The sequence below is a fragment of the Novosphingobium pentaromativorans US6-1 genome, from assembly GCF_000767465.1.
GTDB classification, from domain to species: Bacteria; Pseudomonadota; Alphaproteobacteria; order Sphingomonadales; family Sphingomonadaceae; genus Novosphingobium; species Novosphingobium pentaromativorans.
In genome coordinates this window covers 3129555-3148668 of the sequence record NZ_CP009291.1, presented here as the reverse complement: position 1 = coordinate 3148668, position 19114 = coordinate 3129555, and the positions used below count along the sequence as shown (strand labels likewise).

The 19114-nt window shown below is 63.7% G+C and carries 16 protein-coding genes and 1 tRNA gene; 10 read left to right on the top strand and 7 right to left on the bottom strand.

From position 1 onward, the window contains the following. Position 1: 1 nt before the first annotated feature. Together JI59_RS14665 and JI59_RS14660 are read left to right on the top strand one after the other, a co-directional pair. Complete coding sequence (locus JI59_RS14665) at positions 2–907, top strand: tyrosine-type recombinase/integrase (protein ID WP_007011911.1); 906 nt, start codon at positions 2–4, stop codon at positions 905–907. A 122-nt stretch (positions 908–1029) separates the two neighbouring features. Further along, a complete protein-coding gene (locus JI59_RS14660) occupies positions 1030–1461 on the top strand; it encodes a S1 family peptidase (protein ID WP_160289734.1) in 432 nt (143 codons plus the stop codon). A gap of 57 nt (positions 1462–1518) precedes the next feature. Here the strand turns inward: JI59_RS14660 and tnpA are convergent, their stop codons facing one another. Beyond that, positions 1519–1965 carry an IS200/IS605 family transposase gene (gene tnpA / locus JI59_RS14655; RefSeq protein ID WP_038577696.1) on the bottom strand — a complete coding sequence of 149 codons (447 nt, stop codon included), beginning with the start codon at positions 1963–1965 and terminating at the stop codon, positions 1519–1521. A 152-nt stretch (positions 1966–2117) separates the two neighbouring features. Here tnpA and JI59_RS14650 point away from each other — a divergent pair, with 152 nt between their 5' ends. From JI59_RS14650 to JI59_RS14640, 3 genes are all read left to right on the top strand, one after another. After that, on the top strand, positions 2118–3719 hold the full coding sequence (locus tag JI59_RS14650) for a ComEC/Rec2 family competence protein (RefSeq protein WP_007011914.1): 1602 nt from the start codon (positions 2118–2120) through the stop codon (positions 3717–3719). A gap of 351 nt (positions 3720–4070) precedes the next feature. Then, positions 4071–5660 (top strand): SIR2 family protein, encoded by a 1590-nt coding sequence (locus JI59_RS14645; protein WP_203226065.1) that lies wholly within the window; start codon positions 4071–4073, stop codon positions 5658–5660. Next, entirely contained in the window at positions 5657–7075 is a 1419-nt protein-coding gene (locus JI59_RS14640) for an argonaute/piwi family protein (RefSeq protein WP_007011916.1), read from the top strand. The genes JI59_RS14645 and JI59_RS14640 overlap by 4 nt, the downstream gene beginning before the upstream one ends. Positions 7076–7591: 516 nt before the next feature. Here the strand turns inward: JI59_RS14640 and JI59_RS14635 are convergent. The 3 genes from JI59_RS14635 to JI59_RS14625 form a co-directional block, all read right to left on the bottom strand. Next, a complete protein-coding gene (locus JI59_RS14635; RefSeq protein ID WP_007011917.1) occupies positions 7592–8380 on the bottom strand; it encodes a helix-turn-helix domain-containing protein in 789 nt (262 codons plus the stop codon). A gap of 25 nt (positions 8381–8405) precedes the next feature. Further along, on the bottom strand, positions 8406–9662 hold the full coding sequence (locus JI59_RS14630) for a tyrosine-type recombinase/integrase (RefSeq protein ID WP_007011918.1): 1257 nt from the start codon (positions 9660–9662) through the stop codon (positions 8406–8408). Between the two features lie 158 nt (positions 9663–9820). Beyond that, a tRNA-Ser gene (locus JI59_RS14625) sits at positions 9821–9911 on the bottom strand. A gap of 76 nt (positions 9912–9987) precedes the next feature. Between JI59_RS14625 and JI59_RS14620 the strand changes: the two genes are divergently transcribed. Further along, positions 9988–10914 (top strand): peptidylprolyl isomerase, encoded by a 927-nt coding sequence (locus JI59_RS14620; protein WP_052117899.1) that lies wholly within the window; start codon positions 9988–9990, stop codon positions 10912–10914. Further along, positions 10911–11252 carry a DUF1905 domain-containing protein gene (locus JI59_RS14615; RefSeq protein ID WP_007011920.1) on the top strand — a complete coding sequence of 114 codons (342 nt, stop codon included), beginning with the start codon at positions 10911–10913 and terminating at the stop codon, positions 11250–11252. Before JI59_RS14620 ends, JI59_RS14615 begins: the two co-directional genes overlap by 4 nt. A 32-nt stretch (positions 11253–11284) precedes the next feature. On the opposite strand, the gene JI59_RS14610 is transcribed toward JI59_RS14615, so the two are convergent. After that, a complete protein-coding gene (locus tag JI59_RS14610) occupies positions 11285–13378 on the bottom strand; it encodes a RelA/SpoT family protein (RefSeq protein WP_007011921.1) in 2094 nt (697 codons plus the stop codon). Positions 13379–13666: 288 nt separating this feature from the next. Between JI59_RS14610 and JI59_RS14605 the strand changes: the two genes are divergently transcribed. Beyond that, positions 13667–13996 carry a PilZ domain-containing protein gene (locus JI59_RS14605; protein ID WP_039857125.1) on the top strand — a complete coding sequence of 110 codons (330 nt, stop codon included), beginning with the start codon at positions 13667–13669 and terminating at the stop codon, positions 13994–13996. Between the two features lie 20 nt (positions 13997–14016). Here the strand turns inward: JI59_RS14605 and JI59_RS14600 are convergent, their stop codons facing one another. Further along, a complete protein-coding gene (locus JI59_RS14600; protein ID WP_007011923.1) occupies positions 14017–14505 on the bottom strand; it encodes a MarR family winged helix-turn-helix transcriptional regulator in 489 nt (162 codons plus the stop codon). A 308-nt stretch (positions 14506–14813) separates the two neighbouring features. On the opposite strand from JI59_RS14600, the gene JI59_RS14595 reads away from it, so the two are divergent. Continuing rightward, positions 14814–16061, top strand: a complete 1248-nt coding sequence (locus JI59_RS14595; RefSeq protein ID WP_007011925.1) for an MFS transporter — start codon at positions 14814–14816, stop codon at positions 16059–16061. Continuing rightward, entirely contained in the window at positions 16061–17380 is a 1320-nt protein-coding gene (locus tag JI59_RS14590; protein WP_007011926.1) for an MFS transporter, read from the top strand. Before JI59_RS14595 ends, JI59_RS14590 begins: the two co-directional genes overlap by 1 nt. Positions 17381–18199: 819 nt before the next feature. Here JI59_RS14590 and hemF read toward each other — a convergent pair. Further along, positions 18200–19066, bottom strand: coding sequence for an oxygen-dependent coproporphyrinogen oxidase (gene hemF, locus JI59_RS14580; protein ID WP_007011927.1), 867 nt, complete (start codon positions 19064–19066; stop codon positions 18200–18202). Between the last annotated feature and the right edge of the window lie 48 nt (positions 19067–19114).

Below are 19114 nucleotides of genomic sequence, written 5' to 3'. Positions count from 1 at the left end.
CATGGCTACCATTTCCACCGACACGCCCGCCAAGCCGCTGCGCCAGCGCATGCAGCACGACATGATGATGCGGGGCCTGCTCCCGCGCACGCAGGAACAGTACATCCGCCACGTCCGGCGCTTTGCCGCCTACCTCGGTCGTCCGCCCGACATGGCGACGGCGGAGGATCTGCGCAATTTCCAGATCCACCAGCACGAGAGCGGCGCCAGTGCGGGCACCATCAATGGCGCGGTTTCGGCGTTGCGCTTCCTGTACACGGTGACGCTCAGGCGGCGTGATTTGGCACGGGGCCTGGTGGCGATGCGCCGACCGCACAAGATGCGCGAGGTCCTGAGCGTCGAGGAGGCCGCCCGGCTGCTCGAGGCGGCGCCGGGTATCAAGTACAAGGCCGCGCTCGGCGTCGCCTATGGTGCGGGCCTACGCGTGTCCGAGGTCGCGCATCTCAAGGTCGACGACATCGACAGCACGCGCATGCTGATCCGCGTCGAACAGGGCAAGGGCGGCAGGGACCGCAATGCGATGCTCTCGCCGCAACTTCTGGAACTGCTCCGGATGTGGTGGCGCGAGGGCAAGAGGCGCGGGGTCATGTTCCCCCATGGCTGGCTGTTCCCGGGGCGCAGCTACACCGATCCCATCTCGACCCGGCAGCTGCATCGCGCGGTCCAGGAAGCGGCCGAAGTCGCCGGGATCCGCAAACGTGTCGGCCCGCACACGCTGCGCCACAGCTTCGCCACCCACCTGCTCGAGCAGGACGTCGATATCCGCGTGATCCAGGTTCTGCTGGGACACGCCAAGATCGACACCACCGCGATCTACACCAAGGTCTCGACCCGAACGATCCAGGCCGTGGCGAGCCCGCTCGACCGGCTCACGGCACTGATCGAAGGAAAGACCCCACCCGGCTGAGCCGGTGCGCTCCGGCCTCGAGGTCGCCGATATCTTCCGCGCTGCCGGCTCCGGATATCGCGCGGCCCAGAATGGACACCTGAGCCTTGCCCACCGCCTTCTTCCTGAAGGATATTGGACTGGTGACGGCCTCACATTGCGTCGAGGGTGTGAGCGACTTCACCGTCTATCACCCGTCCAAGCCTTCGAACCGCTTCGAGGTGACGGTCGCGAAGCGATGTCCCCATCGCGATCTCGCCGTGCTCGACCATGCGATTCCCGCGAGCGACTATTTCGAGCTTGAGGCCGCCGCCCAGTCGGTGGCTGTCGGCGCCGCCGTGACGGCGTTCGGCTATCCCGGCTTTGGCCCCGGTGACAAGATGAATGTGCGCGGCGGCTCGGTCACCTCCCTCCCGGTCAAGAGCGGCGTCCATCTGGTCGAGGTTAGCCAGGAACTCGCGCAGGGAATCTCGGGTGGCCCGATCGTGGATGGGCACGACGGGGTGGTCGGCATCGTTCACAAGGGCGGTTCAAAGGAGGCCCGCCAGCTTGCGATCTCTATCGGCGTTCTTTAGAAATGGGTCGCGGAATGACGTTGGCCTGCCGCTCGCTCTGCGTTCCCGGCTGAAGGACTACCGGCGGATGCCGGTAGGATCGGGCCGAGAGGCTGAAGCCTGTCCATGGGGGGCTGTATGGCGCTCCAGATAGGCGGTGATCACGTCGTCCGTAATGTTGCCTGATGTAGTCGAGAAGTAACCTCTCGCCCAGAAGCGCTGCCCCCAGTAACGCTTCCGTATGTGCTCGAATTCCTGTTGTATCCGCCGCGACGAACGCCCTTTGGCGTTCTGCATGAATTTGCTGACCGAGATGTGCGGAGGGATCTCGACAAACAGATGCACATGATCACGCGACAAAGCTCCGCTGACGATGTTCACGCCCATCTCGGAACAGACCTGGCGGATGATATCCCGCACGCGTATCCGAACCTCTCCGAACAGCACCTTGTAGCGGTACTTCGGAGTCCACACGAGGTGATACCGATGATGGAAAAGGGTGTGACTGCCGTTACGGTACGCCAGAGCTGGTATCCTCGGAAAAGTGAGACGTTGCGCCTTTGGCGGTCTCACTTTTCCGAGGATACCAGCTATTGGCCGAGTCCAAGGCTGAAGCCCTTCCCGGCTAAAGCCGGGGGTTTGAAACCAAAGGTGGGACAATCAACGTTATGACGATTATGTCGCGCGACCAGGTGCCGCTGGAAGATGAGGAGATCTGCCTTGTCAAAGGCCTCCTGAAACACCGCAAACTGCTGAAGATGAATCAGCAGCGCATCATCGCCTATTTCTCGTTTCCCCATCGCACCGTCCATCACAACGTGATCTCCGCGATCGCGCGCAACGCGGCAGGGGCGAGCGACGCCGATTATCCGCCCGCCGACCTAGCCGCGTGCCGTTATTTCCTGGATGCGTGGAACGGCGATTGGGGCGAACATCGCTGGGCCACCATTATGTCCGGCCCGCACGGCGTTCAAAGGGAGGAGCTCGACTTCGGCTACCAGTTCCACCCCGTCGGCCAAGGCCTGTTCTGCTCTGGACATTTTTCACGGCCCGGACTGCCTGCGTTCCGATGGGTCTATGATTGCGGCACCGACATGGGGTCGCGAATTACGGCCCGCAGCCAGCATGTGCGCGACGAGATCGCCCAGCTTCGGCGCGACGTGGAGACGGATCGGCTCGATCTCGTCACCCTATCGCATTTCGATGAGGATCATCTGAGCGGGATGCTTGATCTGCTCGCGACCTTCCGCGTCGGTATCCTGCTCCTTCCCCATCTGACGCCGTGGGAACGGCTGATCGTGGCCTTGTCCGAAGAGGCGGCGGTCGGGTCGGACCTGCTCGCTTTCCTGACGGCGCCGACGGCGTTTCTGCTGGCGCGCGCCGAGGGGCGCATTGAGAAAATTCTCCTCGTGCCGCCGAGCGGCGACGGCGGAGCGGCGTTGCCACCGGCGATCCCGCCCGATGCGCCGGTCCGGGGCGAGGAGCCGGGGGTCTTCCTACCCGTGGTTATAAAGGACCATGCGCCGGACGGTGAAAATCAAGATGATGGTGTGGCGGCGGACGAGGGCCTTTCCGATTCGAGGGTACGAGTCCTCCATCGTGGCGGCTATATTCTTGTCGCTCAGGCTTGGGAATTCGTGCCCTACAATGATTCCCGGCTCGAGGCGCTAGCGTCCACAGCGTTTAAAGATGCAGCCCGCCCGCTGGCCCGCCAGCTGACTCGCGCTGCCAAAGAGGCAGACCGCGAGATGGCTCTCGAAAGGCTCACCGAGCTTTACGACACGACGTTCAAATCGCGAGGGGCAAAGAAGATTTCAGCGCGGCGGCGCAACGAGATTTCGCTTTTTCTCTATGCGGGGCCGATCGGTCAGGTCGAGTTGCGCAGAGCGGCGGTGACAATTCCCCGGCATCGCATGGGCCCAAGCGTCGGAGAGGTGCCGCGCTTCTGTATCCACACAGACCGCTTCGGCCAGATGCTAACAGGTGATGGCTTCCTCCACACCCAAAAGCAGATCAACGATTTCGAGCGCTTCTACCATGTCGGGGATCGCATGATGCGTGGCGCTATCTTCCAGGTTATGCACCATGGTTCCAAGGCTAACTGGAAGGCAGGTTTTGCAGGCTTGGTCGAGCCGGTCGCGAGTCTCTTCTGCTCGGATCCCCTGGCGAAGTATCGGCATCCGAGCGCTTCGGTCCTGGCGGACTTCGGCGACTATCACCCGGTCCAGGTCGATGGTGAGCATGGTTGGCAACTAATCGGATCCTACCGCTTCCTATAGGCCGCCTGCCCCAGCAAACTGGGGGCGTTCGCCGAGAAGCTGACGACTTGGCTGTCGGGGAAAGCTGGCGAGTCATGCAAACAGAAAAGGACGGTCAGCGGGGCGAGCACTTCTTGGCTGTTCATTCGGCAGTGACCAGTGCTGGATTTATCGCACCATCTTTTGCACAAAGGCCGGATGAATCTGGGGGAACTCACAGACCATTTCGTAGCGCGGCCCCAAGGCTTTTGCTGGTTTCTCGGCGCGGGTGCGTCGCGAATGTCTGGCCTTCCGACAGCTACGGACATCATATGGGACTTGAAGCGGCGCTATTATTGCCGCGAAGAGAACCAGGATGTGAGCAGGCAGGATATGCAGCTGCCAGCCGTGAAGACGCGTATCCAAGCCTTCATGGATTCGCGTGGTTTTCCGAAATTGTGGGCCGACGACGAATATACCACTTACTTCGAGAAGATCTTCGGTACCGATCGCGAACGCCAGCGCGCCTATCTTCGGGGCATCCTCGCCGAGGACAAGGTTAGGCTGACCGCCGGCAACCGGGTCACGGGCGCCCTGCTGGCAAGTGGGCTGACGCGCATGATGTTCACGACGAACTTCGACAGCGTGGTGGAGCGCGCGGTCGCCGAGGTAAGCGGCCGGTCGATCAGCGCTTTCCACCTTGAAGGCCCAACGGCGGCCAACCAAGCCTTTGCTAATGAGGAATGGCCAATCTACTGCAAGCTTCACGGCGACTTTCGCTACGACAGCGTCAAGAACCTTTCCGCCGATCTTGCGCAGCAGGATGGGGCGCTCGCCGGGTGCATGCTGACGTCCGCAGGTCGGTTCGGCTTCATCGTCGCCGGCTACAGCGGCAGGGACGAGAGCGTGATGAGCCTGTTTCGGCAGGCGCTCGGGCGGCCCAACCCTTTCCCTCATGGCCTCTTCTGGACGGGGATGCGCGGCGCGCCTGTCCTGCCAGCCGTTAGCGAACTAATCGAGGCGGCCGTCTCCGCAGGCGTGCGCGCCGCCTATGTCGAAGTCGACACCTTTGATGCGTTGATGCTGCGTATGTGGCGAAACCTGCCCTCACGGCCGTCCGATCTCGAGGCCAAGGTCCGTAAGTCACTCCCGGCTGCCGTCAGCATCGCCGTGCCCTCTCCCGGGACGGCCCCGCCGTTGCTTCGTCTGAATGCGCTTCCGATCGCGGCCCTGCCGAGCCGGGCGCTCATGGTGCGGCCGCGCGAGGATATCGATTGGCCATCGTTACGCACTATCCAGTCGGAAGCCGAGAGCAGGATCCTGGTCACCAAGGCGCCGAACATCCTCTGCTGGGGCGAGCCCGACACGATCGCGAAGGCTTTCAAGCGCCATGCCGCGAAGATCGAGGGCGTGGATATCCCTTCCGATCTGATCGCAGGCGATGCGCTTCCTCTCAAGGGTTTCGTCGAGGAAGGGATCGCGACCGCGCTCGCGCGAGACCGTCCATTGCTCATCCGCCGGCGCGGCAATTCACCGATTCTGATCGCCGACGCACATGCGCAGGATCTGAGTCCGTTGCAGCCGCTCTCATCTGCGATCGGCAAGCTGACCGGGCAAGTCACAGGCGTCTTCGCGCCGGTCGATGACGAGCATCCCACGCCGGCGAAGGTATTCTGGGCGGAGGCGGTCCGCGTTTCGATCACCCAGAAGAACGGCGCCACCTGGCTGCTGGTCGATCCCCACATCTGGATTTGGCCGCCTCGCGCAAGGAACGCGGCACGCGAGTTTCTTGACGAGCGCCGCAAGGATCGCTTGAACGCGAAGTTTGACGGTATTCTAACCGCGTGGATTCAAGTGCTCGCCGGCACGGCGAAGCGAGGCGCGGTCGTCGAATTCTCGGCGTTTGAGGACTTGGAGGCGGATGCCAATCCCAGCTTCACCTTCGGCAGCCGAACGGGCTTCTCGATGGGCCACGTAGGATGACGGCGCTCGAAAGCCGCTTGGCAGGCTATTCGCGGCTGCCGGAACCTGACCTGATCTTCGCCGGTGGGCGAACGCACAAGCATCCATTAGCCGGGCTCATCGCGCATGGCCCGTTCAGCCTCAAGCTCAACATTCCCGGCCGGGTACGATTGGCCGTCGTCGCCCGGCAGCGCGACATAGCGCAGGTCGGACGCTTGATCAACGAACTGGGCACCACGGCAAGGGCGCGGCAAGCGACCAACTATTATCCCGACTATCCCGGTTTCCAGCAGGTGTTTCGCACGCCGCTGGTCCGGCCCACAGACCGCACGACGATTGCGCTTCCGGATTCGCTCGACGCGCACGCGAGCGCTGGCGCAAAGGTCGAGCTTGCGCGCGACCTGTTTCAGTCGCTCGCACTGCTGCGGGGATTGCGGACGGAGTTCGACGTCGTGCTGCTCTACCTGCCGCCGGCATGGGCTGCGTGCTTCGAGGGCGAGAATTTCGACTTCCACGACTATTTGAAAGCGTTCTGCGCGCCTTCGAACATACCGATCCAGATTCTGCGCCAGTCGAGCTTCGAGCGGGCCTGCCGCGCGAATGTGATGTGGGGGCTGAGCGTCGCCCTGTTCGCGAAGGCCGGCGGCGCACCGTGGAAATTGACCGGGCTTACGCCCGACGAGGCATTCGTCGGCATCAGCTACGCCATGAAGACAACTCCCGATGGGGCCAGCTTCACCACCTGCTGCAGCCAAATCTTCGATCCGGACGGCACGGGCTTCAATTTCGTGGCCTATGACGTCGACGCGAACGGCTTCGAGCAGGACTCCCGCAACAATCCCTATCTCTCCTATTACGAGATGCAGTCGGTCCTCTCACGGAGCCTGAATATCTACCAGAGCGGCCATACCGGACGGCTACCGCGCAAGGTCACCATCCACAAGAACACGCCTTTTCGCGAAGAAGAGATATTGGGCGCGCTCGACAGCTTCCGCGACGGCACAGAAGTCGAGCTGGTCCAGATCGTCAAGGACGTGGAGTGGAAAGGCATCTGGTACAATAGCCGGCAGAACCCGTCCGCCCATGGATATCCCGTGGAACGGGGAACTTACGTTCCCATCGAGAAGGATGAGGCGTTGTTGTGGACGCAAGGCAACGTCAAGGGCGTGCACCTAAAAAAGCCCGATGGCGATGTCTACAAGGAAGGCTCGCTCAAACCGGTGCCGTCTCCGATACTGGTCCGGCGATTTTCGGGAAATGGGGGATGGCACGACACCTGCGCCGGAATCCTCGGACTAACCAAGATGGATTGGAACAACAACACGCTCTATAAGAAGCTTCCGGTCTCGCTGGTCTATTCCAGCCGCTTCGCGTCCATCCTCCAGCAGAACCCCGACATCGTCGATAATGTCTACGACTTCCGGAACTTCATGTGATGGACGACATCCGAGCGCCAACTGTCGTTTTCGAATCCCATGAACGAATGGCGGCATCAGCCAATTCTCAATCCTGAAGCGGACTAACCGGATCGTCCGCAACCCCGGTCATCCCTTGCACCCCTGCAAAACACGCTTTTCCCCCCGCCTCGCCCGCGCACTTTTCGTGTGGCTTTTGATGCGGTGGTGAAGTTCGCGCAAACCAGCGCAGGTTCTAGGCTGGCTGCATGATCGCATACCTTTTGCGTTGATGCGTTTTGATGCAGCTGTGGGCGTGCCGGACAGAGACCCCAGCATGGTTCCCGCCCCCGCCGTCGAGGCACGTGTTTTCCGCACACGCGCGGCGGCCGCGCCTGGCACGGCCCTTGCGCTTGGCGCCCCTGCCAAGCCCCCCGGGCGGCGCAAGCCGCCCCTCACGCCGGTGCGTCCAGCGCTCCGCCAGCGGCGGGAGGGGCATTGGGGCATAATGATCAGAACAAATTGACGCCTGAGGGCGCGCCAGCGGCCTCAGGCCTCTTATCCTTTTGTTCTTATGGAGGGGTACAATGCCAATGTGGCACTCGCACTCGGATAGGAGGCGTGACCAAGCATTTCGAGATGCAAGCGCAGGCCTTCCGGATCGCCGTGATACATGTGCGCGAGCCGATCTTGCGATGAGGCACCGGCAAGGGCTCTGCGCTCTGCCGCGTCACGCCCCAGGGCGGTCCCCAGCGCGCCGGTAAGGCTCGCCACCAGCTTGGCCGCCTTGCCGCCCAAACGCGTGGGCACCGGGCCGGAACCCCCCAACTTTCTCGTGGTCTCGCGCAGCTTGTCGCCCAGCTTCTGACGCAGCGTGCGCACGATTTCGATCGGAAGCCTGGCGAGATCGATGAAGTAGGCGTTGCTGGTCTGCTTGCGCTGTGGCCCCTCGCCGGGCGCATGGCCTGTCTTCACCGTGCGGCGCGTCCAGTCGATCATCCGCTCCCGCCGCAAGACATCCAGCTGGCGCACGACGGTGCGGCGCGAGAGCTTGCACGTCGCGGTGATCGTGTCGAGCGAGGGATCGCAGCGACCGGTCCGGAAATCCATGTGGCTGACCAGCGCCTCGAAAACCCGCATGGCATTGGCGCAGATTGGCAAGGGCTTGCCCGGCTTCCTGATGTGATCCGCATACTGCCAGATCGCCTTGCGGATCACGTCGAAGAACTTGAACGCGTTCTCGTTCCGCTCGCTCGCCTGCCAGTAGATGGTCGAGACCTGTGCGCGCGGATCGTCGATGTCATAGCTGCGCCGCCAGGCGGCGTCGGGACTACGCCGGCCGTTCATGGCCGGCCTCCCATCTCGTGAACCGCTAGCGGCGTGGTCCCTCGAGCAGCGTCATCGCCGGCGGCATGTCCACCAACAGCAGGTCTGCCCATTCCTGCGCTATCTCGCGCCGACGCGGCATGTAGGCGGCCCGGTTGTAGCTTGCCTCCACACCTTCCGGAATGTGCGCCAGCATCAGATCGATGATCGCCCGGTCCCCGGCCAGCCCTTGGGCCTGCGCCCGTTCGTTCATGATTGTCGAGAAAGTCGAGCGCCAGCCATGCGGCACATGCCGCCCATGTGCGACAAGGCGATTGTAGAGATAGCCGACCGCATTCTCGCTGATCGGCTTGTGGGCGTGGCGCTGGCTGGGGAAAACCAATCGGCTGTAAGGAGCAAAGGCCCGCGCGGCATCCAGCACTTCCACAGCCTGCCTCGAGAGCGGCAGCATGAAGTCGAAGCGCGCATCGATCTTGCGCTCGAGCTTGAGCTTCATGCGTGCGGCAGGGATCCGCCAGACCGGCTCTTCCCGGTCCAACCCCTCCAGTTCTGACCACATTGTCGTTCGCAGCACGCCCTGCCGCAGGGCGGTAAGCGCCAGCAGGCGCGAGGCCAGCTTGGTCATCGGATGGGCTGGGGCCTCTTCTACCGTGCGCAGCAGCGCACGCGCCTCCTCCAGAGTCGCCAGCGCTGGCTGGCGTCCCTTGATGAGGGGCTTGAGCGCAGCGCGTATCGGTGCTGCCGGATCGGCCTCGGCAAGGCCTGAGGCGATGGCGTAGGAATACACCGCCGAGATTCGCTGTCGCACACGCCGCGCCGTTTCGATCGAGGGACGATCCTCGATCGCACGCACCACTTCCAGCACCATGGGCGAAGTGATTCCCTTGATCGGCAAGCCGCCGATCTTCGGAAACACATCCTGTTCGAGGCTCTTGAGCACATCGGCGGCATGGCGCGGCACCCAGCCGCTCATCTGCTGGCCATGCCATTCGCGTGCCACGGTCTCGAAGGTCGCAGCGGCTTCGTCGAGGCGAACGGCAGCAAGCTGCTTCGCCTGCAGCGAAGGATCCACGCCGCTCCTGAGCAGGCGCGCCGCATTCTCGCGGGCTTCGCGGGCGGAGCCGAGATTCATCTCCGGATAACTGCCGAGCACAAGGCGCTTTTCCTTGCCGGCAAAGCGGTATTTCCAGCGCCAGGAACGAAATCCGGTCTTCGTAACGAAGAGATAGAGGCCATGCGCATCGGCAAGCTTGTAATCCTTCTCGCCCGCCTTTGCCTTCCTGCACTGCAGATCGGTCAGCACCCAGTGCCCCCAATCCCGAAAATTGATGCCCCCATAATGCCCCCAAGCCACCTGCGCTTGCATGAGAACATATGAAATACACGGAGACTGTAAATGCGCAAGAAATATAGTATTTATGCGCCCCTCGGGGCGCTATGAGATCGGAAGAGATTAGAAAGTGGCGGAGCGGGAGGGATTCGAACCCTCGATACGGGGTTACCGTATACACACTTTCCAGGCGTGCGCCTTCGACCACTCGGCCACCGCTCCGCATCGCTGGTGAGCGGGCGCCCTAGCGTGGGATCGCGGGTTTCGCAAGACGTCTGGTGATGGCATGAGACACTTCATGCGCAAATACTTGCTGGCCGGCCTTGCGGCCCTCGTCCTGCCCGCTTCCGCATTCGGCCAAGATGCCGAAGTTCCGGCCACGCCCAATGGGATCGTCGATGCGGCGCCTGCGGCGGACTGGGTTCCGATCGAGCAGCGCGATCTGCTGGTAATGGACCTTGCGCCCGGCCCGTCAGGCAAGGTCCGGCGCGTCGTGATCCAGCTCATCGACGCGCCTTACGTGCAAGGATGGGTGGGCAATATCCGCGCGCTTGCGGCGCAGCACTGGTACGACGGCCTCGCCATCGTCCGCACCCAGGACAACTACGTCGTGCAATGGGGCGATCCCGATGGGGAGGACCCGAAGAAGGCAAAGCCCTTGCCCGAGGGGCTGCGAATCATGACCGAGGACGACTATGCAGTGCCAGCTGCCGGCTCGGAGATCGACGCCAGCACGAGGCTGCTCCGCGATGCCTATGCCAGCCTGGCCGGCTTCGATCATGGTTGGCCGGTCGCGACCGACGGCAAGAGCGTGTGGCCGGTGCATTGCTATGGCTCGGTCGGCGTCGGGCGCGACCTTTCGCCCGATACCGGCACGGGCGGCGAGCTCTACGCCGTCATCGGACAGGCCCCGCGCCAGCTTGATCGCAACATCGCCGTCGTCGGCCGGGTGATCGAGGGGATGGAGCACCTTTCCGCCCTGCCCCGCGGCACCGGGCCCATCGGCTTTTATGCCACGCCGCAGGAGCGCACGCCCATCGTCTCCGTGCGCACTGGCGAAGCGCTTACCGACCTGCCGCGCTACGAGTACCTTTCCACATCCAGCGCCAGCTTTGCCGCCTATCTCGACAAGCGCGCCAATCGCAGCGACGCCTTCTACATTCACCCGGCCGGCGGCGTGGACGTTTGCAACGTGCCGGTCCCGGCAAGGCGCGCGGCGCGATGAAGGGACGAAGCGCCCTCCCGCTCGTCGAGACCCTGACCCATACCGGGCCGCTCTGGCGCTGGACCGGCGAATCGGGCAGCGGCACCTGGCACTTCCTGACAATCGACGGCGAGGCCGGCGAAGCGCTTTCCGGCACAGCCGTCATGCGCAAGCTGGAAGGCACATCACGCGGGTTCGGCTCGATCAAGGTCAAGGCCCGGATCGGCGAGAGCGCGTTTGCGACCTCGGTCTTTCCGTCCAGGAGCGGCAACGGCTGGCTGCTGCCGATCAAGGCGGCCGTGCGCAAGGCGGAGGGCCTTGCCGAGGGCGACATCGTCGAGGTGATGCTGGAGTTCTAGACGCACAAGCCGCGTCTTCTGCTGCGCAGGCTCTAGATACGTTCGGCTTCAGCCACGGCCTGGCTGGCGCGCAAGGTCCCGATGATGCGGGTCAGATGCGCAAGGTCGGCCACTTCCAGATCGACCTCGTAAGTGCCGAAAGGCTCATCGCGGTGGATCACCTGGATATTGACGACGTTGGCGCGGTTGGTGGCGAAGGTCTGGGTCACATCGGCCAGCGTACCCGGCCGGTTGTACAGCACGAGCCGCAGGCGGCCGACCGCGCCGGTGGTTCGCGATCCCCACGAGAGGTCGAGCCAGTCCGCATCGACGCCGTTGGCGAGCGTGAGGCAATCGATGGTGTGGACTTCGACCTTGTGGTCGGGACGGCGCAGGCCGACGATGCGGTCCCCCGGAACCGGGTGACAGCAGTCGGCCAGTTCGAAGCCCATGCCCGGCGTCAGGCCCTTGATCGAAATCGAGACCTCACTGCGGGTCCAATCCGGATCGTCGGGCAGTTCGGCAGTGCTGCCGGGCACGAGCGCTTCCATTACCTCGCGGTCGGACAGGCGCGCCGAGCCGATCGCGAACATCAGGTCTTCCTCGTCGCGCAGCTCCAGCCGCCGCACGGCCGCCTCGATGGCCTTCTTGCCGATACGCGTGGGCAGTTGCCCGGCAATCGCATCGAACAGCTTGGAGCCGATCGTGGCGATTTCCTGGTGTTCCTTTGCACGCACCGCACGGCGAATCGCGGCCCGGGCCTTGCCGGTGACGACGAAGCCCAGCCAGGACAGCTGCGGTTCGGACGAAGTGCTCTTGATCACCTCGACCACGTCGCCATTGGTCAGCTGCGTTCGCAGCGGCACATGGCGTCCGTTGATCTTTGCGCCGACCGCGGCATTGCCGAGATCGGTATGGACGGCATAGGCAAAATCGACCGCGGTCGATCCCTTGGGCAGCTGGTGCAGCCGTCCCTTGGGGGTGAAGGCGAAGATGCGGTCCTGATAGATCGCCAGCTTGGTATGCTCGAGCAGTTCCTCGGCATCGTGGCTGGCATCGACGATTTCGATCAGGTCGCGCAGCCAGCCGACCTGCCCGTCCGGCCGGGTGCCGCCCTGCTTGTAGGCCCAGTGCGCGGCCAGGCCGAACTCGTTGAGGCGGTGCATCTCGCGGGTGCGGATCTGCACTTCCATGCGCATGGAGTTTTCATAGATCAGCGCGGTGTGCAGCGACTGGTAGCCGTTCGACTTGGGCGTCGAGATGTAGTCCTTGAAGCGGCCCGGGATCATCTGCCAGTGCTGATGCAGCACGCCGAGCGCGCGGTAGCAGTCGTCCGGCGTCTCGGTCAGGACGCGGAAGGCCATGATGTCGGTGATCTGCTCGAAGGTGACGTGACGCTCGGCCATCTTGCGCCAGATCGAGTAGGGATGCTTTTCGCGGCCGGTTACTTCGACCTGGATGTCCGCTTCGGCAAGCGCCTGCTTGATGGCCAGGGCGATGGCGTCGACCTGCCCGCCTTCCTGGCTGCGGATCTGCGCGAGGCGTCCGGTGATCGTGGCATAGCCCTCGGGCTCGAGCTGCTCGAAGGCCAGCAGCTGCATCTCGCGCATGTACTCGTACATGCCCACGCGCTCGGCGAGCGGGGCATAGATGTCCATCGTCTCGCGGGCGATGCGCTTGCGCTTGTCCGGGTTCTTGATGAAGTGGAGCGTGCGCATGTTGTGCAGCCGGTCGGCCAGCTTGACGAGCAGGACGCGCAAGTCTTCACTCATCGCCAGCAGGAACTTGCGCAGGTTCTCGGCCGCGCGCTCGTTCTCGGTCATCACCTCGATCTTGGAGAGCTTGGTGACGCCATCGACCAGCCGGGCGATGTCCGTTCCGAACAGCTTCTCGATCTCTTCGATCGTGGCCAGCGTGTCCTCTACCGTGTCGTGCAGGAGCGCGGTGATGATTGCCTGCTGGTCGAGCTTGAGCTCGGTCATCAGGCCCGCGACTTCGACCGGGTGGCTGAAATAGGGATCGCCGCTCGCGCGCTTCTGCGTGCCGTGCTTCTGCACGGTATAGACATAGGCGCGGTTGAGCAGGGCCTCGTCGGCCTCCGGTGCGTATTCCTTTACGCGTTCAACGAGTTCATACTGACGCAACATGCTGGGAGATCCTTGTCAGGATTTTGTGTGCTGCGGCAAGAGCCTCGTTAAATTCATGCAATCTTTGCAACTGATAACTGCCCGGAAACCACGGACGATCACCTTGCCCCCCAAACATGCGACTATGCGCGAGCGTGCGACTCTGGATGTCCGCGCCACATGCGGACGGGATTGTCCCGATCCTATCGATTGCATCCGGCGCGACCGGCCATCACGTTAACCTTTCGGCAACTTCGCACCCGCACAATCGACGCGAACGTAGCTCGGCCCACCGGGAGGCGATCTTCGATGAGCATGCATACCCCCCTGCACGGCGCACCGTTTGCGCCACGCTCCCAAACCCCGCGCGCACCGCGCCTGCGCACGCTTATCCGCGCCAGCATGGACTGCGCCGGCCTGCCAGATCAGGAAGTCGTCGTGCGCAATGTCTCGATGCACGGCATGGGCCTCGCCTCGCACGCGATGACGCTGCGCCGGGGCGAGGAAGTACGCCTGAGATTGCGCGGGAGCCACGAACTGCGCGCCCTCGTCCGCTGGGCCGATGGCGACGACTTCGGCGTCGAGCTGGTCGATCCGCTGGACATGACCATGCTGGGATTGTCCGAAACGCCGCACTAGGCGCCCGGCTGACGGGTCTGTCAGCCCTGCAGCTTGCGGTCGATCGGCCCGACGTCGAGCAATGGCGCCGCATCGATATCCGCGGCATCCAGCAAGTGGCAGAGCCGCTCCAGCCCGGCGAGGATCATCGCCTGCTCCCAGGCCGGGAGGTGCGAGTAGCGGTCGCGGAAGCGTTCCTGCAGCATGTCCGGCGCGCGCGAGAGAACCAGGCGGCCGTCCTCGGTGATCCGCAGGAGCACCTGCCGCTTGTCGCGATCGCTGCGCTGGCGCGTCACCAGACCCAGCATGACGAGCCGGTCAACCAGCGTCGTGATCGTCGCCTGGCTGAATTGCAGGGCGCTGGCAACGGCACTGGGGATCGCTTCGCCGCGCCGCTCGATCTCCTGGAGGACGAGCAACTGCGAAGTCGTCAGGCCGGTCGCGGCGGCAAGCTGCCTGCCGCCCTGTTCGGTAGCGCGTTGAAGGCGCCGCAGCGCGCGCAGCGTTGGATGCAAGAAATCGGTGTCCACGGCCGTTTCCTACTTTTTGATGACGGCCGCGACAATGGATTTTCGCTTCGTAAATCGAAGCATATCTTGAGCCGGAATTGACAGGCCGAACCGCGGAAAAAGCCCCTTCGGGTTGATAATTCGGCGATAATGGGCAAATACCACGCCTTCACGGCCGGGCGCACCGACAGGCGCGGCGGAACCTTTCCTTTGGGAGACGAATTATTTCCAATCAAGCGACCGAAGCGATCTTCCGGGCGCAACCGAAACCCTCGACAGTCTGCCCGCAGCGCCGCGTGGCGGCCTGACGACAAGGCAAGAGAGGCGTCATGCTCACCGCGATCCTTCCGGTCCGCAGCCTTCTGGCCGCCATCTTCGTCCTGATGGCCGGAAGCGGGTTCCTGTCCACCCTTATCAGCATCCGGCTGGAACGCGCCGGGGAAGGCACGCTGCTGATCGGCCTTGTCGCCACCGCCTATTTCGCGGGACTGGCGATCGGCGCCATGCAGGCCGGGCCGCTGGTGCGCCGCGTTGGCCACATCCGCGCCTTCGCCGCTTTCGTCTCGGTCTTTTCGGCCAGCACCCTGGCCTATGCCTTCTGGCAGCAGCCGCTGTTCTGGGCCTTCCTGCGCCTTGCCGACGGCTTCTGCGTCGCGGGCGTCTATGTCTGCATCGAAAGCTGGCTCAACGAACGGGCCGAACCGCAGACGCGCGGCAGCGTCCTTGCCGGGTACATGATCTGCCTCTACCTCGGGCAGGCGGCGGGGCAGTACCTGCTCAACCTCGACGATACCCGCCCCTCGATCCCGTTCCTGGCATCCTCGGTGCTGGTCTCGCTGGCCTCGATCCCGGTCCTGCTGACCCACATCGCCGCACCCGATTCAGGCGATGCCCCGCCCTTCTCGCTTCGCCGCCTCTACGATACCTCGCCGCTGGGCGTGGTCGGCTCGATCCTGACCGGCATGATGCTGGGCGCGTTCTACGGCCTTGCCGCGGTGAGCGTGCGGCGCATCGGGCTCGACATGGGCGCAACCGCGATGTTCATGTCCGCCGTCATCCTGGGCGGCGTGGCGCTGCAATGGCCGCTTGGCCACCTGTCCGACCGCTACGACCGCCGCCGCGTAATCGTCGTGACTTTTGCGGGCGCGACGCTGGTCTGCGCCGGCCTGACAGTGACCCAGCACAACGGCGTCCAGCTTCTCGGCCTCGGCGCACTGTTCGGCGGGCTGACCTTCGCGCTCTATCCTCTGTGCGTCGCACACACCAACGACCGCCTGGAAGCCGACGAACGCGTCGGCGCAACCGGCGGACTGGTGCTGCTCTATTCGGCAGGCGCCGCGCTCGGTCCGATCCTCGGCTCGGCGGCCATGACCCTGCCCTTCGACAACGGCCTCTTTGCCTTCATCACGCTTTGCGCCGCCAGCGCGCTCGTCTTCGGCCTGTGGCGCCAGACCGCCACTCCGCCGGTTCCTTCAGAAACGCAGAATGCCTACCAGATCCTGCCGCGCACCACGCCTGTGGCCGCGATGCTCGATCCGCTTGGCCCCGACGACATTCCAGCCACGGAAGATTCCTGATGCAGACAGATCCCGCCACCCTGCGCCGGGCGATTGCCGCCTCGGCCATCGGCAATGCCACCGAATGGTTCGACTACGGAATCTATTCCTACGGCGTCACTTATATCTCCGCCGCCCTGTTCCCCGGCAACACCGAGGAAGCCGTGCTCTTCGCGCTGGCAACTTTCGCCATCTCGTTCCTCGTGCGTCCCTTGGGCGGCATCTTCTGGGGGCCGCTGGGAGACCGGCTGGGCCGCAAGTCGGTGCTTGCGATCACCATCGTCGTCATGTCGGGGGCGACCTTCTGCGTCGGCCTGCTGCCATCCTATGCCAGCGTCGGCTTCTGGGCGCCGCTGCTGCTGATCGTGCTGCGCATGATCCAGGGCTTCTCGACCGGCGGCGAATATGGCGGCGCGGCGACTTTCATGGCCGAGTACGCGCCGGACGAGAAGCGCGGCTTTTGCGGCAGCTTTCTCGAATTCGGCACGCTGGCCGGCTTTTCGCTGGGCGCGCTGCTGATGCTGGGCTTCTCGCTGCTGCTGGGAGAGGCGGCGATGCACGACTGGGGCTGGCGCATTCCCTTCCTGGTCGCCGGGCCGCTCGGCGCCGTGGGCGTCTATCTGCGCTCCCACATGGAGGACACCCCGGTCTTTCTCGAAGAACACGAAAAGGCCGAGCGCATCTCGCACGGCCTGCCCTATCTCATGGCCAATTACTGGCGCCCGATGCTGGTGATGGGCGGCATGGTGATCGCGCTCAACGTCGTGAACTACACACTGCTCAGCTACATGCCCACTTACCTGCAGCGCCGCCTCGGCCTGACTGCGGACGAGGCTCTGGTCGTGCCGATCCTGGGCATGCTGTTCATGATGCTGCTGCTGCCGATGACCGGCGCGCTGTCCGACCGGATCGGCCGCAAGCCGCTCTGGTGGTTTTCGCTGATCGGGCTCTTCATCGGCGTGGTGCCGCTCTACATGCTGATGGGCATGGGCCTTTCGGGAGCCGTCATCGGCTTCATGGTCCTCGGCCTGCTCTACGTCCCCCAGCTGGCGACGATTTCCGCCACCTTCCCGGCCCTGTTCCCAACCCCGGTGCGCTTCGCCGGCTTCGCGATCTCCTACAACGTGGCGACCTCTATCTTCGGCGGCACGGCTCCTGCCATCGGCAGCGGACTGATCTCGGCCACCGGCGATCCGCTGATGCCCGCCTACTACATGATGGCCGCCTGCGCAGTGGGCGCAGTGGCGCTGCACTTCATGAAGGAGACGGCCGGCCAGCCCCTGTCCGACGCCCCGCCGATCAAGGGCGCAAAGCCGGTAGAGGAAGACTACGTCATCTGACGCACCGGAAAGCCCGGCCGCACGGCCGCCGACCTGACTGCCCAACACTTCGCCATTCCCGCACAGGTGGGAATGACGAATCGAAGGCATGGCAGCCTTTCAGGTTTTTAGTCTGAAAGCTGACTTTGCGGACGCGCCGACGTTGCGGACATTCGAGCCCATGCGTAGCCTCGACGCATGCATCCGACGTATCAGACCGTATTCGACCTAACCCGGCGACCTGACCTCATTCACGCCGCGTATTGGTTTATCGCAATCTTCGCTCTTATGGGCGTGGCTCTCGTTACGCTGGCATGGCTGGCAGTTAGACGACGTTGGCGCTGGCGTCGCTCACTGCCGATATTCGCGGTCGCATGGGTAGCTATCTGCACCTATGTTATCGTAACCGATGTTCGCGACACCGCAGCAATTCGCAATGCTGTCGTGGCTGGGAAAATTCAGATTGCAGAGGGCTGCTTGGATTATTTCCGTCCCGGCTCTCCTCAGGGCACAAAGTCTACCGCTGGAAACGAAGAGTGGAGCGTTGATCACCGCGTGTTCCAGTATGGTGCGGGTGAAGTGCGCCCCGCATTTCACGCCGTCTCAACAGCGGGAGGCCCTGTCCGTGCAGATTCCCGCGTGCGAGTTTCGTTTGTTGTTAGTCCCGCATATGGCCGACCCGAGATCGTGAAGCTCGAATTAGTCCCGCACGCATGCCCTAACGCCCGCCAAGTTAGAGCGTTCGGTCAGCCTTGAGACAATGGTAACTTACCCCAACTTTCCAGTCGCTGCCCCCCGCCCGAGCACTGCCTCGATAGCAGTCGCTTGTACAGGCGGGGATCAGCTCCAGGTCGCCTCGGGCGGCAGGCTCATCAGGATCGCGTCGATGTTGCCGCCGGTCTTGAGGCCGAACAGCGTGCCGCGGTCATAGACGAGGTTGAATTCGGCATAGCGGCCGCGCCATTCGAGTTGCTGCGCCTTGTCGGCGGGCGTGAAGTCCATGCCCATGCGACGGCGCACGAGGCGTGGAAACACGGCCAGGAACGCCTCGCCCACCGCCATGGTGTAGGCGAAGTTCGCTTCCCACGCAGCCTCGTCCGCGCACTCCAGGTGGTCGTAGAAGATCCCGCCGACACCGCGGTGGACATTGCGGTGGGGGATGAAGAAATACTCGTCCGCCCAGGCCTTGTAGCGCTCGTAATAGTCGGCGCCGTGGGCATCGCAGGCGGCCTTGAGTTCCGCGTGGAATTCCGCGGTATCCTCGTCGTAGGGCAGCGGGGGATTGAGGTCCGCGCCGCCGCCGAACCATGCCTTGGTCGTCGTGAGAAAGCGGGTGTTCATGTGCACGGCCGGCACGTGCGGGTTGGCCATGTGCGCGACGAGGCTGATGCCGGTCGCGGAAAAGGCGTTCTGTTCGGCCGAGGCTCCGTTGATGGTGGCCGCAAAATCCCTGGACAGCGAACCGACCACGGTCGAGACGTTCACGCCGACCTTCTCGAAGACCTTGCCTTTCATCAGGCCGCGCATGCCGCCGCCCGTCTCGCCCTCGGCCCCGCCTTCGACTGCCGAGCGTTTCCACGGGCTATAGTCGAAGGCAGCCGCTGAACCGGCCTCTCGCTCGATCGCCTCGAATTCGGCGCAGATCCTGTCGCGCAACGTCTCGAACCAGGTGCGGGCGCGCAGGGTGTAAGGGGTCCAGTCGGTCATGCCTAATCCTTGTTTGCCCGCCGCTTGCCAAATCGGGCCGCCTGCGGC